This is a genomic window from Cylindrospermopsis raciborskii Cr2010 (assembly GCF_003367075.2).
Taxonomy (GTDB): domain Bacteria; phylum Cyanobacteriota; class Cyanobacteriia; order Cyanobacteriales; family Nostocaceae; genus Raphidiopsis; species Raphidiopsis raciborskii.
On the sequence record NZ_CP065936.1, the window covers coordinates 1,492,675 to 1,508,276 of the forward strand.

13 protein-coding genes, 1 tRNA gene and 1 pseudogene are annotated in these 15,602 nt (G+C 41.7%); 7 read left to right on the forward strand and 8 right to left on the reverse strand.

Annotated elements, in window-relative coordinates; all coding sequences use genetic code 11:
* The first annotated feature begins 6 nt into the window (after nt 1–6).
* Complete coding sequence (gene ileS / locus C6N34_RS06830; RefSeq protein ID WP_115538612.1) at nt 7–2,898, forward strand: isoleucine--tRNA ligase; 2,892 nt, start codon at nt 7–9, stop codon at nt 2,896–2,898.
* A 159-nt stretch (nt 2,899–3,057) separates the two neighbouring features.
* On the opposite strand, the gene C6N34_RS06835 is transcribed toward ileS, so the two are convergent.
* The gene (locus tag C6N34_RS06835) at nt 3,058–4,329 is read right to left on the reverse strand and encodes a hypothetical protein (protein ID WP_006278690.1); all 1,272 of its coding nucleotides are present in this window, start codon (nt 4,327–4,329) and stop codon (nt 3,058–3,060) included.
* A gap of 84 nt (nt 4,330–4,413) precedes the next feature.
* A tRNA-Gln gene (locus C6N34_RS06840) sits at nt 4,414–4,485 on the reverse strand.
* A gap of 153 nt (nt 4,486–4,638) precedes the next feature.
* Here C6N34_RS06840 and C6N34_RS06845 point away from each other — a divergent pair.
* Together C6N34_RS06845 and plsY are read left to right on the forward strand one after the other, a co-directional pair.
* Entirely contained in the window at nt 4,639–5,796 is a 1,158-nt protein-coding gene (locus tag C6N34_RS06845; protein WP_057177925.1) for a DUF3086 domain-containing protein, read from the forward strand.
* Between the two features lie 17 nt (nt 5,797–5,813).
* Nucleotides 5,814–6,497 (forward strand): glycerol-3-phosphate 1-O-acyltransferase PlsY, encoded by a 684-nt coding sequence (gene plsY, locus C6N34_RS06850; RefSeq protein WP_115538613.1) that lies wholly within the window; start codon nt 5,814–5,816, stop codon nt 6,495–6,497.
* A gap of 230 nt (nt 6,498–6,727) precedes the next feature.
* Here the strand turns inward: plsY and C6N34_RS06855 are convergent, their stop codons facing one another.
* Together C6N34_RS06855 and C6N34_RS06860 are read right to left on the reverse strand one after the other, a co-directional pair.
* A complete protein-coding gene (locus C6N34_RS06855; RefSeq protein WP_115538614.1) occupies nt 6,728–7,015 on the reverse strand; it encodes a hypothetical protein in 288 nt (95 codons plus the stop codon).
* Nucleotides 7,016–7,183: 168 nt separating this feature from the next.
* A complete protein-coding gene (locus tag C6N34_RS06860; protein ID WP_147290748.1) occupies nt 7,184–7,438 on the reverse strand; it encodes a hypothetical protein in 255 nt (84 codons plus the stop codon).
* Between the two features lie 173 nt (nt 7,439–7,611).
* Between C6N34_RS06860 and C6N34_RS06865 the strand changes: the two are divergent.
* From C6N34_RS06865 to C6N34_RS06875, 3 genes and pseudogenes are all read left to right on the forward strand, one after another.
* Nucleotides 7,612–7,791: pseudogene (locus C6N34_RS06865) on the forward strand (photosystem II q(b) protein); the annotation flags it as partial.
* A 192-nt stretch (nt 7,792–7,983) separates the two neighbouring features.
* On the forward strand, nt 7,984–9,528 hold the full coding sequence (locus tag C6N34_RS06870; protein WP_211942032.1) for an AAA family ATPase: 1,545 nt from the start codon (nt 7,984–7,986) through the stop codon (nt 9,526–9,528).
* 156 nt (nt 9,529–9,684) lie between these two features.
* On the forward strand, nt 9,685–11,232 hold the full coding sequence (locus C6N34_RS06875; protein ID WP_236107460.1) for an AAA family ATPase: 1,548 nt from the start codon (nt 9,685–9,687) through the stop codon (nt 11,230–11,232).
* An 84-nt stretch (nt 11,233–11,316) separates the two neighbouring features.
* Here C6N34_RS06875 and hpnH read toward each other — a convergent pair whose 3' ends face one another.
* The 3 genes from hpnH to C6N34_RS06890 are packed head-to-tail and all read right to left on the reverse strand — an operon-like array spanning nt 11,317 to nt 13,584.
* Nucleotides 11,317–12,333, reverse strand: a complete 1,017-nt coding sequence (gene hpnH / locus C6N34_RS06880) for an adenosyl-hopene transferase HpnH (protein WP_057177906.1) — start codon at nt 12,331–12,333, stop codon at nt 11,317–11,319.
* A gap of 11 nt (nt 12,334–12,344) precedes the next feature.
* A complete protein-coding gene (hpnA, locus tag C6N34_RS06885) occupies nt 12,345–13,331 on the reverse strand; it encodes a hopanoid-associated sugar epimerase (RefSeq protein WP_057177907.1) in 987 nt (328 codons plus the stop codon).
* Between the two features lie 52 nt (nt 13,332–13,383).
* Nucleotides 13,384–13,584 (reverse strand): hypothetical protein, encoded by a 201-nt coding sequence (locus C6N34_RS06890; protein ID WP_057177908.1) that lies wholly within the window; start codon nt 13,582–13,584, stop codon nt 13,384–13,386.
* Between the two features lie 11 nt (nt 13,585–13,595).
* On the opposite strand from C6N34_RS06890, the gene mnmE reads away from it, so the two are divergent.
* Nucleotides 13,596–14,978 carry a tRNA uridine-5-carboxymethylaminomethyl(34) synthesis GTPase MnmE gene (gene mnmE, locus C6N34_RS06895; protein ID WP_115538494.1) on the forward strand — a complete coding sequence of 461 codons (1,383 nt, stop codon included), beginning with the start codon at nt 13,596–13,598 and terminating at the stop codon, nt 14,976–14,978.
* On the opposite strand, the gene C6N34_RS06900 is transcribed toward mnmE, so the two are convergent.
* Nucleotides 14,937–15,320, reverse strand: a complete 384-nt coding sequence (locus C6N34_RS06900) for a pentapeptide repeat-containing protein (protein WP_115538493.1) — start codon at nt 15,318–15,320, stop codon at nt 14,937–14,939. The two genes, mnmE and C6N34_RS06900, sit on opposite strands and share 42 nt — an antisense overlap.
* Nucleotides 15,321–15,602: the final 282 nt, after the last annotated feature.

Consider the following 15,602-nt stretch of genomic DNA (forward strand, 5'->3'; position numbering starts at 1 on the left):
GAAACCGTGACCGAAACTGGAAAGTACAAGGATACCGTTAATCTCCCCCAAACTGATTTTGATATGCGGGCAAACGCAATAAAACGCGAGCCAGAAATCCAAACATTTTGGGCGGAAAATAACATTTACTCGCGCCTGGCTCAAGAAAACCCGGGCGAACTATTTATACTTCATGATGGACCTCCCTATGCCAATGGCTCATTGCATATTGGTCACGCTTTAAACAAGATTCTCAAAGATATTATTAACCGTTACCAATTACTGCAAGGTCGTAAAGTTAGATACGTGGCTGGGTGGGATTGTCACGGACTGCCAATTGAATTGAAAGTCCTGCAAGCTATGAAGTCCCCAGAACGGCAAAATCTCACTCCCTTACAGTTACGTCAAAAAGCAAAAGATTTTGCTTTAGTAGCAGTTAGGGAACAACTAAATAGTTTTAAACGTTATGGGATATGGAGTGATTGGGATCATCCCTATTTAACCCTACAGCCAGAGTATGAAGCCGCCCAAATTGGTGTATTTGGCAGAATGTACTTAAAAGGATATATCTACCGAGGTCTCAAGCCTGTGCATTGGAGTCCCAGTTCTAAAACCGCTTTAGCAGAAGCTGAATTAGAATATCCAGAAGGACACGTTTCTAGGAGTATTTACACCGTTTTTCCAGTAATTAAGGTTTCGGAAAAGCTGAAATCAGTTTTGGCACCTTTTATGCCCGATTTGGCACTGGCTGTGTGGACAACTACTCCCTGGACCATACCTGGCAATTTAGCCATCGCAGTTAATGGGTCATTAAATTATGCGGTGGTGGAGGTTTTACCTAATGAAACTTCCCTTTTCCACCACAAATATCTGATTGTGGCCACTGATTTAGTTCCCCGCTTGACCACCATTCTCAATGTGGATTTGAGAGTGCAGGTGAGTTTTGCAGGTGAGGATTTAGAACATACTATCTACCGTCATCCCCTATTTGACCGGGAAAGTCCTGTGCTTATTGGTGGTGATTATATTACTACCGATTCCGGTACGGGTCTGGTACATACAGCTCCCGGTCATGGTCAAGAAGATTACATTGTCGGACAGCGTTATGGCTTACCAATCCTCGCTCCCGTAGATGAAAATGGTAATTTTACTCAGGATGCTGGTAAATTTGCTGGCTTGAATGTTCTAGGGGAAGGTAACCAAGCAATTATTGATGCTCTTGCACAAGCAGGTTCTTTACTAAAAGAAGAGGCTTATCAACATAAATATCCCTATGACTGGCGTACTAATAAACCAACTATCTTCCGAGCTACAGAACAGTGGTTTGCTTCAGTTCATGGCTTTAGAGAGGATGCTTTAAAGGCGATCGCCTCAGTAAGGTGGATTCCTCCCCAAGGGGAAAACCGTATTACCCCCATGGTAGCAGAGCGATCGGATTGGTGTATTTCTCGTCAACGGGCTTGGGGTCTTCCTATTCCCGTATTCTACGACCAAGAAACGGGGGAGGTATTGCTAAACGAGGACACCATTAATCACGTTCAAGCTATTATTGCCCAGCGAGGTTCTGATGCTTGGTGGGAACTAGAAATTGCAGAACTCTTACCAGAACCCTACCGTAGTAATGGGCATAAATATCGTCGAGGTATGGATACTATGGATGTGTGGTTTGACTCTGGTTCTTCTTGGGCAGCTGTAGCTAATCAGCGACAGGAACTAACCTATCCCGTTGATATGTATTTAGAAGGTTCAGATCAACATCGAGGGTGGTTCCAGTCTTCCCTATTAACCAGCGTAGCAGTAAATGGCATTGCTCCCTATAAAACCGTATTGACCCATGGATTTGTCCTTGATGAACAAGGAAGAAAAATGAGTAAGTCAATTGGTAATGTGGTAGATCCACAAATTATCATTAATGGTGGTAAGGATCAGAAAAAAGACCCCGCCTACGGTGCAGATGTGTTGCGATTATGGGTTTCCTCCGTTGATTATTCCGGGGATGTCCGTTTAGGGGGTAATATCATTAAGCAACTAGCTGATATCAGGAATAAAATCCGTAATACGGCAAGATTTTTATTGGGTAGTCTACATGACTTTGACCCGGAAAAAAATGCGGTTTCTCTGGAAAAATTGCCGGAATTGGATCGGTACATGTTGAATCGTATATACGAGGTGTTTAGTGAAGTAACAGCAGCCTTTGAAACCTTTCAATTTTTCCGATTTTTCCAAACAGTTCAGAATTTTTGCGTTGTAGACCTGTCTAACTTTTATTTGGATATTGCCAAGGATAGATTATATATTAGCGCAGCTGATAGTTTTAGAAGGCGCAGTTGTCAAACAATCCTACATATAGCCCTGGAAAACCTAGTCAGGGCGATCGCTCCAGTGTTGTGTCATACTGCGGAAGACATTTGGCAATTTATTCCCTATTCCAGAAGTGAGAAATCAGTGTTTCAAGCTGGGTGGGTAAAGGTTGATCCCCAGTGGAAAAATCCTGAATTGGAAAATAAATGGCATACTTTGAGGATGCTGCGCACGGATGTTAATAAGGTCTTGGAACAGGTGCGGATGGAAAAAAGGATTGGTTCCTCCTTAGAGGCCAAAATATTAGTTCACCTTACCAATTCGCATTCACCCCTATCTCAAACCATCAAAGACTTCCATTTCAACCCGGATAGGGAGAATGGAGTGGATGAACTGAGATACCTGCTCATAGTATCACAAGTAGAAATCCCAGAGGATTTAACCCAACTCTCCCAATTGCAATATACAACAACTACAGAAAATTGGACCATAGGGGTGGTAAATGCGGAGGGAGAGAAATGCGATAGGTGTTGGAATTATTCCACTCATCTGGGAGAGTCCTCAGACCATCCCCTGTTGTGTGAGAGATGTGTTTTGTCCCTAGCGGGTGAGTTTTAGACCTGTCTAAGTAGGTGGGTGGAATTAAATATAAGATGAACGTAGGTTGGGTTGAAGTATGAAACCCAACACCCGCACGGGTTACGCCACCGCTAATCCATCCTACAAATAATTGTGAAATTGTGCCTCCCTACTTAATGGAACTAAGCTGAGATTGAGCTATTCTTCCTCCTGTTCACGAGGGGGAATAAGCTCAAATTCTTGTTCTAGCAGATCTCTGTCACTACCATAAATTACATTTTCTTTGCCAATAACTGTTTCTTGGGCAAAGTTACGGGTGAAGTCTATTTTCTTTTGTAAACTCTCACTAGGATCTGCGAGAACTCTTACTCGCTCTAAACGCTCGCGGTTGCGACTGGCAATTTTTTGGTTGCGCGATTGAATCCAAAAATAACGTCCCAAGGGTATCCCCAAAAAGCCAATTCCATAACTCAACAGTAACCAATAAATACTTTGCACAAAACCTACTAGTCCCCCCGCTTCTAAGCCAACTGTCTGAGTGAGTAAATTACCTAGCACTAAAGCTCCTACCAGATTTAGCGCTCCCAAACCGGCACTCATCATAATTTGTCCAGAATTAGCAGCACTAAACTGCCATGGGTTCTCTTCTAAGAATAAATCTACTGGTTCATCTATTTTTTTGCTGGCTTGTACCTGCAATTCAGGAAAATAATACACAATTTGTCCATCTGGACTTACCTGAGGTTTACCATTGTACCTGACCAAAACTGGTAACATATAATCTTCATATTCCTGTTGGTATTTTTCCCCTAAATTATCTAAATAGGGGGCAATTTGTTCAGCAACTACTGCTCCTTGATTATTAGTAATTACACTGCCAATTTGTTGCCAACGTCTTTCCTCTAATTTGCTGTTAGGATTACCATCACCAAATAAAAAGGAAAATACTGCTTCCAAAAAGTTTAACTCCCCATTCCCCCGATTTTCTTTTCTTTCTATTCGTCTTTCTTGACTATAATAATTCGGACTAAAATACCAAAACAAATCTGGAAAAAAGAAGATATCAAATCCCCTAAATCCTCCATCCCTATTATCTTCATCCCGATTTGAGCTGCTGGCAGTAATAATGATAATTATAGTTAAAGTGATGATGACAATTGAAGCAATCAGTAAAACACCAAAAGAAATCCTAATTATATAAAACAGCACCTGCCAAATCTTTGCCCACCACTCCTGTAAGCGCAATTGCACATACTTGTTTCTTAAAATTGTTCTAAAATTCTGTGGAAATTGATAAACAATGTCCCCCGTATCTGCTACTTGTAAATGCCCACCTGCGTCAGCAGCTAAAACTAACATTCCTTCATTTGCTTCAGCAAGTCCCAAACCAGATCTAGCAGCTACATCACCTACTGTAACACGGTAGCCGAGCTTTTCTATGGCTCCCATAATAGCGGGATTAGGTATCATTCTCCCCTCCTATTGTATTCCATGAAGCAGGTTGTTTTTTTTGACTTCATGGTAGTGATTATAGCATTTTTGGGAAGCTAAAAACTGGGGCGCTAGGATTCGAACCTAGGGATGGCGGGACCAAAACCCGCTGCCTTACCGCTTGGCTACGCCCCATTGATTTCACTTCACTACTATAGCAGTTACCCCTAGGATGGTGTCAAGTATTTTTTTAAAAAATTTTTTCTGTCAACATCTAAGGTCACCTTGTTGGTCAGGGAGTATGTCAAGATAGTGATAGACTCGCTTGATTTATTTTATGATGAGATTATGAGCCAAGAGGAATCTTCTACTGCAAAACTGACGGATGACGGGTGGGAGGAACCAACTACTCCTGTAACCCCACCGCCGACGGAAATTTTATCGCCAATTGAATCTTATGTCAGTCAGGTGGTGGAATCAGATCCCCATCTCAATTCTTTGTATACGGTTACAGCAGAACAGGTAGCTGATTTACAATCTACTCAAGCTGCACTAAAAACGGAAATCTCCCAACTACAAGTAACTTATATTGCGCTTCAAAGTCAAGTATCGGAGACCCAAACCAATCTTTCTAGAATAGTGCAGGAGTCATTATCTCTTTTAGAACAACGTAAACAAAATCTACAAATATCCGTGGAGCAATTAGAACGGAGACAAGAACGCATTAAAAATGAAATGCGCACAAGTTTTGCAGGAACTTCCCAGGATCTGGCAATTCGGGTACAGGGTTTTAAGGACTACCTCACAGGGAGTTTACAGGACTTGGTGACCGCAGCGGAGCAATTACCTCTTGTTCCCATTCCAGAAAAACTTAAATCGGTAACTACGGAAGTTAAGCAGGATTTTGCCAAAGAAGTTAAATCTAATGTAAGCCAGTCTGTTAGTGTACAGTTCGCTCAACAACAGTTTCAGGAAACAACCAAGCAGATTCAGCGACTATTAGAACAGTATCGCAATCAACCAGACTATTATGGTCCTCCATGGCAACTAAGACGCACTTTTGAACCCGTCCATGTAGAACGAGTTTCTAAATGGTTTTTTACTCTGGGTGGACGTGGTGCTTTACAAACCATGAGTAGTCGTCTGCAAAATGTTTTGATTTCTTCCGCAGCAGTATCAATTCTACACAAACTATATGGCGATCGCCTGCGTACACTAATTTTAGCGAATAGTCCTGAAAGGTTAGGGGAATGGCGCAGGGGTTTACAAGATTGTTTGGGTATTGGTCGTTCTGATTTTGGTCCGGACAGAGGTGTGGTATTATTTGAAGCAGCTACCGCTTTAGCCCAAAAGGCGGATAGACTAATTAAGTCTAATCAAATGCCTTTGATTATCATTGATGATTCTGAAGAGCAGGTTAGTTTAGGACTATTGCAATTTCCTTTGTGGTTAGCTTTTGCGCCTGATCCTAAAATGATGCGAGATAGATATGATGAAGATTTCTAATAACTAGGTTGTAAATTATGACTATTTGGTTTGTGTGGTGTGGGTTGGTAATTATATTAGCCTATCTATTGGGTTCCTTTCCCACAGGATATCTGGTGGGTAAAATATTAAAAGGCATTGATATTAGACAAGTCGGATCTGGCTCTACTGGTGCAACTAATGTTTTGAGAACTTTAGGTAAAGGTCCAGGTGCTTTTGTACTAATCATTGACTGTTTGAAAGGAGTTCTAGCCATTAATTTAGTGTATATATTATACAGTAGTCAATTGAACTTAATGGATAGCAGTTTAAATGTGGAAGCATGGCAATCGTGGTTAGTCACCTCAGTAGGGTTGATGGCAATATTGGGACATAGCAAGTCCATATTTTTAGGTTTTACTGGTGGTAAGTCAGTAGCTACCAGCTTAGGTATTTTATTAGCAATAAATTGGCAAGTAGGTCTAGGTACTCTGGGTGTGTTTGTAGTGATGATTGCCATATCTAAAATTGTTTCTTTAAGTTCCATTGCTGGTGCAATTGCTGTTTCCATTTTGATGGTAGTTTTTCAACAACCCTTGGCTTATATTATATTTAGCTTGCTTGGTGGTTTGTATGTAATTATTCGTCACCGTAGTAATATTGACAGACTATTAGCAGGTAAAGAACCAAAAATTGGACAAAAGGTGGAAACTCAGTCAGAACAACTAACCGGGGAAGGTTGACGTTTCTTGCTTTTACCTAAGCTGAGTGAACGTAGGTTAGGTTGATTAAACTCAACACCTGCACCAATTAGAGTACGCTTGTGGAACGTTCGGCATAACTAACCTCTGCACAAAAACGGTTCCAATCAATCCCCGTCTCTTTAGAGCGGGGAGAAGTCAACATCATCATTTTTCCTTGAGAAGATGCTATTGGTTTATCTCCTGACGAAAATCGTTTTTAAGACTTAAACTTAGCGAAATTGACTTGATAAACAAGCCACAAAAATTGTACTAAAAATAGCTGTGACTATTGCAGCGAGTAAAACTCCTTTAGCAATAGTATCTATCAAGTTTCTTCTTAACAAACTTATTTCTTTTAACAACTCTTCATGAGTCGTTTTTATTTGTTTAACTTCGTTTAATAAAAATTTTACTTCTGAGCGATTTAAGTTTTCTAATTCGTAATTTACGTTTTCCAATTCATATCTAATATTTTGTAATTCTTTTAAAGATTCTGTCGAATTATTATTGTTTGACATAATTAACTCTCTAAATTTTAAACGTGGAAGGAATCTATAGCCTTAGAAGGGTTTACCTCCCATTTATTGGTCAGGCGATCGCTCGTAGGGGGTGGTTTGCGATCGCACCTCTTACCTAGGGTATCCCCCTAAAATTAAATCATCACAACATGCGATCGCTCTGCCAACTTACTGTTCTCGGATAGAATTGTGTTGGTCAAAATTAAAGCAATTTCTCCGTAGTCGTGAGGCACGAAAATTAGAACCCGCTCTATAGGATCTACCCAAAGCTACCCAGACTTCACGGATCTGGACTTTAGAACCTACTTCCTGTTTCATCGTAGTCTCAAGATGATTCTTGAGAGGTTTGTCTACTCCACAAGCTATCTCGGTAGAGCTTACCTGGGAGTTATTTAGTCCAGGGGGACGCACTATTACCGTCATTCGCAGTTAGTCGCGAAGCACTGGGTACGCGAAATCGCCATTGTTGTTTAAATCATTAATGTTAGGTTTCCTAGCGTCAACCCAACCTACAAACTTAAAAACTCGTCTATATACATATAAAATACCTCCAGGAGGCGAAAACCCCCACCATATATATAACATCCTCATGCACCTTTAACCAATCAATCATTGATTCTCAAGGTCGTGTAATCGGTACATGGGCTGACGTAATCAACCGCGCTAACCTAGGTATGGAAGTAATGCACGAGCGTAATGCGCACAACTTCCCCTTAGACCTAGCTGCTGGTGAAGTAGCACCTGTAGCATTAACCGCTCCCGCAATCAACGGTTAATAATTTAATAACCAATACTGGTAAATGAAAAGCTCCTCACCTGGTGGGGGGCTTTTTTTATGGCGTATTATTTGAGTAATGCCATGAGTTGAGGGTGTTGGGTGCTGGTTTCAATGAAGATCCCTTATGAGCTGGTCTATAGAGGTTCTAGAATAAAATCGGTAAGGTTATTTTTAAAAACTCCTTCTCACCATGCCCAAACACTTTAATACTGCTGGTCCTTGCCAATCTGATATCCACTATATGCTCTCCCCAACGGTTCGACTACCGGATTTGAAAGCACTAATTGATGGTCGCAATTACTTTATCATTCATGCGCCGCGACAAGTAGGCAAAACCACCGCTATGATAGCTCTAGCTCAAGAATTGACTGATAGTGGGGAATACACCGCCGTCATGCTCTCTGTGGAAGTAGGATCGGGATTTTCCCATAATCCCCAGCAAGCGGAGCAGGTTATTTTACAAGAATGGAAACAGGCAATTAAGTTTTACTTACCCAAAGAACTACAACCATCCTATTGGCCAGAGGGTGAAACAGACTCAGGAATAGGCAAAACTTTAAGTGAGTGGTCTACCCAATCTCCAAGACCTCTTGTAATCTTTTTAGATGAAATAGATTCCCTGACAGATGAAGCTTTAATCTTTATTTTAAGACAATTACGTTCGGGTTTTCCCCGTCGTCCCCGGGCGTTTCCCCATTCGGTGGGGTTGATTGGTATGCGGGATGTGCGGGACTATAAGGTTAAATCCGGTGGAAGTGAAAGACTTAATACTTCCAGTCCTTTCAATATCAAGGCTGAGTCTTTAACCCTCAGTAATTTTACTTTATCAGAAGTAGAAGAACTTTACTTACAACATACACAAGCTACAGGACAGGTGTTTACCCCGGAAGCCATCCATCAGGCATTTTATTTGACCGATGGACAACCGTGGTTAGTCAACGCCCTAGCTCGTCAAGCTACCCAGGTTTTGGTGAAAGACATTACCCAACCCATTACTGCTGAAGTCATTAACCGAGCCAAAGAAATTCTCATTCAGCGCCAGGATACTCATTTAGACAGCTTAGCAGAAAGATTACGGGAAGAGCGGGTCAAAACCATTATTGAACCAATTTTAGCAGGTGAAGATTTACCTGATGTACCCCAGGATGATATTCGTTACGTCCTGGATTTAGGACTGTGTCGAGACCGAGGACAGGGTTTGGAAATTGCCAATCCAATTTATCGGGAAGTTCTACCCTTGGTGTTAAGTTACACAACCAGAGCTTCCATTGGAGTTATTGAACCTCGTTGGTTAAATGAACAGGGGGAGCTATTACCCGATGAATTATTGGAAGCATTTCTGGAGTTTTGGCGACAACATGGGGAACCACTACTCAAAAGTGCGCCCTATCATGAAATCGCTCCCCATTTAGTGTTAATGGCATTTTTACATCGGGTGGTAAATGGTGGTGGTACGTTAGAACGGGAATATGCCATTGGTTCTGGAAGGATGGATATTTGTTTACGCTATGGCAAAGTGGTGATGGGCATAGAGTTAAAGGTGCGGAAAGAAAAGTTAGATCCCTTAACCAAGGGTTTGACCCAACTGGATAAATACTTGGGTGGGCTAGGATTGGATACAGGTTGGTTAGTGATTTTTGATCGCCGTGCGGGATTACCACCCATGGGCGAGAGAATTAGTACGGAAGAGGTCATTAGTCCAGGGGGACGAACCATTACCGTTATTCGTAGTTAGTCGCGAAGCACTGGGTATGCGTCGCCATTGTTGTTTAAATCATTAATGTTGGGTTTCATACTTCAACCCAACCTACGTTCATCTTATATTTAATTCCACCCACCTACTTAGGTTCTAGAATAAAGTTGTTAAGGTTATTTTTTCAAAACCTCCACCATGCCCAAACACTTTAACACTGCTGGACCATGTAAAGCTAACATCCACTATATGCTCTCCCCCACCGCTCGCTTACCGGAGTTAAAAGCGCTAATTGATGGAGAAAATTACTTTATCATTCATGCGCCGCGACAAGTAGGCAAAACCACCGCTATGATAGCCCTCGCTCAAGAATTGACTGATAGTGGGGAATACACCGCCGTAATGCTCTCTGTGGAAGTAGGATCAGGATTTTCCCATAATCCCCAGCAAGCGGAGCAGGTTATTTTACAAGAATGGAAACAGGCAATTAAGTTTTACTTACCCAAAGAACTACAACCATCCTATTGGCCAGAGAGTGAAACAGACTCAGGAATAGGCAAAACTTTAAGTGAGTGGTCTACCCAATCTCCAAGACCTCTTGTAATCTTTTTAGATGAAATAGATTCCCTAACAGATGAAGCTTTAATCTTTATTTTAAGACAATTACGTTCAGGTTTTCCCCGTCGTCCCCGGGCGTTTCCCCATTCGGTGGGGTTGATTGGTATGCGGGATGTGCGGGACTATAAGGTTAAATCCGGTGGAAGTAAAAGACTTAATACTTCCAGTCCTTTCAATATCAAGGCTGAGTCTTTAACCCTCAGTAATTTTACTTTATCAGAAGTAGAAGAACTTTACTTACAACATACGCAAGCTACGGGACAGGTGTTTACCCCGGAAGCCATCCATCAGGCATTTTATTTGACCGATGGACAACCGTGGTTAGTTAACGCCCTAGCTCGTCAAGCTACTCAGGTTTTAGTGAAAGATATCACCCAACCCATTACTGCTGAAGTGATTAACCAAGCCAAGGAAATTCTGATTCGACGCCAGGATACCCATTTAGATAGCTTGGCAGAAAGATTACGGGAAGATAGGGTCAGGGACATTATTCAACCTATGTTAGCTGGTGAAGACTTAGCTGATACGCCAGAAGATAACTTACGATACGTGTTAGATCTGGGTTTATGCCGTCGCGATCGCGGGGGTGGACTGGAAATTGCTAACCCTATTTATCGAGAGATTTTACCTAAAGCTTTAGCCTCCGTGGCGATCGCCTCTTTAACTTCGGTGGAACCCAACTGGTTAAACCCTGATGGCACACTCAACCCTCAAATCCTATTAGACTCTTTTTTGGAATTTTGGCGACAACATGGGGAACCACTGCTCAAAAGTGCGCCCTACCATGAGATTGCTCCCCATTTGGTATTAATGGCATTTTTGCATCGGGTAGTGAATGGTGGTGGTACGTTAGAACGAGAATATGCCATTGGTTCTGGGAGGATGGATATTTGTTTACGCTATGGCAAAGTAGTGATGGGCATAGAGTTAAAGGTGCGGAAGGAAAAGTTAGATCCGTTAACCAAGGGTTTAACCCAACTGGATAAATACCTGGATGGGTTAGGATTAGATACAGGTTGGTTAGTGATTTTTGATCGCCGTGCGGGGTTACCACCCATGGGAGAGAGAATGAGTACGGAGGAAGCTATTAGTCCGGGGGGACGAACCATTACTGTCATTCGCAGTTAGGGCGATTGCCATTGTTGTTTAAATAATTAATGTTGGATCTTCCCCCCATATCTAGGGACAGGGGCTAGATCGCCCCATTTATGCTTATCTACCAAAAACAGTGCTGAGAGAACGAGCTATATTTTGTGGTTGCATAGCATCTATTGCTGCAGTTGGTTCATAACCACAATGCACCATACAATCGGCACATTTAGGATTACCACTAGCGCGCCCATACTTACTCCAATCGGTTTGGTCTAGCAACTCTTGGAAAGTTTGATAATAACCTTCGTTTAATAGGTAACAGGGTTTTTGCCATCCCAAAACACTGTAACTGGGACTACCCCAAGGAGTACATTCATAGTCCTTCTCACCAATGAGAAAATCCAAAAACAGGGGGTTGTGATTGAAGTTCCAGTTTTTCTTTCCTGATTGATAGGGGGCGAGAATTTCTCGGAATAATGCTCTAGTTTGTTCCCTTTGTAAAAAGTGATCTTGGTCTGGAGCCCATTCATAACTGTAACCGGGAGAAATCATCATCCCATCAACTTTCAAGGTTTCTAGAAAATCAAAGAACCCTTGCATTTCTTCTACATTACAACCGGTGAAAATAGTGGTGTTGGTTGTAACGCGAAAACCTTGGGATTTAGCAGCACGAATTGCCGCTACAGCAACATCAAACACTCCTTTTCTATCTACACAGTGATCATGCCACTCTTTCATTCCATCTAAATGAACACTAAAGGTAAGATAGGGAGATGGTTTGAACTTATGCAGGCTCTTTTCTAAAAGCAATCCGTTGGTACATAAGTATACGTATTTTTTACGATCTACTAAACCCTGGACAATTTGATCAATTTGTGGGTGTAATAGGGGTTCTCCTCCCGGAATGGAAACTACTGGTGCACCACATTCTTCCACTGCTGCAAAACACTGCTCTGGTGACAAGTTTTGTTTAAGAACTTCCGTGGGATGCTGGATTTTTCCACACCCTGAACAGGCTAAGTTACAACGAAACAGTGGTTCTAACATCAAAACTAAAGGGAAGCGTTTTTTTCCTGATAGACGTTGTTTGAATAGGTACTTCCCAATATCCATCGCTTGTTGCAGATTAATTGCCATACAAAACCCCTCTAGTATTTTACATAACCATTAGACACAAACCAACGGACAGCATCTTGGAGTGCTACCCGAACAGAAGACTGGGGTAGTCCTAAGATGCGGATGGCCTTGGAAGCATTATAATACATTGGTTGCTGTGCCATGCGAACTCCGTCTATAGGAACTGTGGGGGTTTTTCCTAAAGGTGCCAAAACCTTCTCTTCTATCCAAGCTACACTTAATGGGATAAAAGATGGTAGGGACAATTGTGGTGCTTTGATTCCTGTGATTTCTGATAGTGTGTCTAGCAGTTGTTTTAAACTCAGATTTTCATTCCCTAAAATATAGCGATCGCCTGTTTTTCCTTTTTCTAGGGCCAGTAAATGTCCTTGAGCTACATCTCGCACATCAATAAAGTTTAAACCTGTGTTTACGTAAGCTGGCATTTGCTGGCGCAAAAATCTGAGAATAATATCTCCTGTGGGTGTGGGTTTAATGTCTAAAGGACCTATGGGACTGCTAGGATTGACTATTACTATGTCTTGACCTTCTTGAACAGCTGTTTTTGCCACCTGCTCTGCTAGAAATTTGGACTTTTTATAATCTCCTACTAGTTTGTTTAAGGGACTTTGGTGAGTCTCATCTACAATTTCTCCTGACTTTCCCACTCCTATAGCTGCTACAGAGCTGGTATAAACTGTCCGTTCAATTCCCGCTTTTTGAGCTGATCTTAAAAGATTGCGCGTCCCCTCTACATTATGATGATATAATAAGTGACGGTCTTTTTGCCACAGGGAATAATGAGCTGCTAGGTGAAACAGGTAATGACAACCCCGCATCTGCTCCCAGATTCCTGGGTCATTCAGATCCCCTATCACCATGTCTATTTCTAAACCCTTTAAGTTTTCTAGGCGGCTATTTTTACGTACTAGTGCTGTTACTTTATATTCCGATTGCAGTAAACATCTAACTACGTGAGCACCTACAAAACCCGTACCACCAGTGACAAAAGCCCGCATGTTATCCCCCCTCTATCTCGTCAATTTTGTATCTCTAGTTTGGATGTTAATCTTAGGGATCTTCAGGAAAAACCCATTTGGGTGGTTCCATTATCTTTTTCCGCAGTCTCTCCTCAGCTATTTCTAACATTTTATCGAGGGGGGTGTCCTGAATGAATTTTGTTGTGGCTGCTCTATACTCAGTATGGGGACATTTATCTCCTAGTACACAGCCATTAACACAGGCTTCGGCGCAATTAATTGTTGGTTCCATAGTTAGTTTTTATGACAAAGTTATTATCTCATGCTGGGACGATCGCCGCTATAGCTACTGCTGTTGTTCCCCAACAGGGTAGTGTGGGTATTGTGCGGGTTTCGGGTGACCAAGCAATGGCGATCGCCCATACTTTATTTTATACTCCAGGGAAACAGATTTGGGAAAGTCACCGGATTTTGTATGGGTTTGTGCGTCAACCTGAAACCAAACAGGTTGTAGATGAAGCTTTATTACTGATTATGAAAGCACCTCGGTCTTTCACTAGGGAAGACGTGGTAGAATTTCATTGTCATGGGGGAATCATACCAGTACAACAGGTATTACAGCTGTGTTTAGAAAATGGTGCAAGATTAGCTCAACCGGGGGAATTTACCCTGAGAGCTTTTTTAAATGGTAGATTGGATTTAACCCAAGCTGAGAGCATAGCTGATTTAGTGGGTGCTAAATCTCCTCAAGCAGCACAAACAGCATTAGCGGGTTTGCGGGGGAAATTGGCTCGACCGATTAGATCCCTACGTAATCAGTGCTTGGATATTTTAGCGGAGATAGAAGCTAGAATTGACTTTGAAGAGGACTTACCCCCTCTAGACCAGGAAAGAATAATTACTCAAATAAATCAAATTAGTGTGAAAATTGCTAGGTTATTGAGCACTAAAGAGAAAGGTGAATTATTAAGAAGCGGTTTAAAAGTTGCTATTGTTGGTCGTCCCAATGTGGGAAAATCTAGTTTGTTAAATGCTTGGAGTCAATGCGATCGCGCTATAGTGACTGATTTACCGGGTACCACCCGGGATATAGTAGAGTCCCAGTTAGTGGTGGGGGGAATACCCATTCAAGTTTTGGATACTGCGGGAATTAGGGAAACAGTAGATCAGGTGGAAAAAATTGGGGTTGAGCGTTCCCGTCAAGCTGCTAACAGTGCGGATTTAGTATTATTGACCATTGATGCTACAGCGGGTTGGCAAAGTGGAGATGAGGAAATTTATCAACAAGTAAAACACCGTCCATTGATCCTAGTTATCAACAAAATTGATCTAGTGGAAGATTTAGGGGGTATATGTAGTCCAAACATAGAGAAAGCGGTGAAAACTGCTGCTGCTCAAAACCGAGGAATTGAAGATTTAGAGCAAGCGATTCTAGAAGTAGTACAAACTCAAAAGATTGTAGCTGGGGATCTAGACCTAGCTATTAATCAAAGACAAGCAGCAGCTCTAATCAAAGCTCAAATAGATCTAGTACAAGTGCAGAAAACCATTGTAGACCAATTACCCCTGGATTTTTGGACAATTGATTTAAGAGGAGCAATTCACGCACTGGGAGAAATTACCGGAGAAGAAGTAACCGAATCATTATTGGACCGCATCTTTAGTAGGTTCTGTATTGGGAAATAGAGGATAAGGAGAGTTTTTATCCCAATCAGCATTATCTAACTTAGCACCCTGTAAATTAGCTTGGCGTAAATTTGTATAAAAGAGCATAGCGCCCCGCAGATCTGCACCTTCTAAGTTCGCATCACTTAGGTCAGCATAGCTTAAATCGCATCCGCGCAAATTAGCCCTACTTAGATTGGCACTGCTCAAATCGGCATAACTTAAATCAGAACCCTTTAAATCCAGATTATGCAAATCAGCTTCCCTTAGTTGTGCATTTTGGAAATATCTGATTCCCCCCGTGTAACTTTTCACCAGTTCGTCAGGACTATTGATTGGACGTGGAGTACTTACTTCGGACATATAAAAGCCTCACATTTATAACTTTATGAAGATTTTGGTTTAATTTATTAATTTTTGGGGATGTTTCCTCACAAGTTCCTCAAATTTTCCCAGTAGTCTTAAGGTAAATCAAAAATCAATCAGGAGAATTTAGAATTTCTGATTGTTGACTACCTTATAATCGCAATTTTATCACATTCACGACAACTTAGGGGGTGCAAAATGTATCAACACTTAGAAATACCGGTAGGCGATTCAAATCTCTCTATGTCCTGTATACGGAATAACTCATGTACATCATCA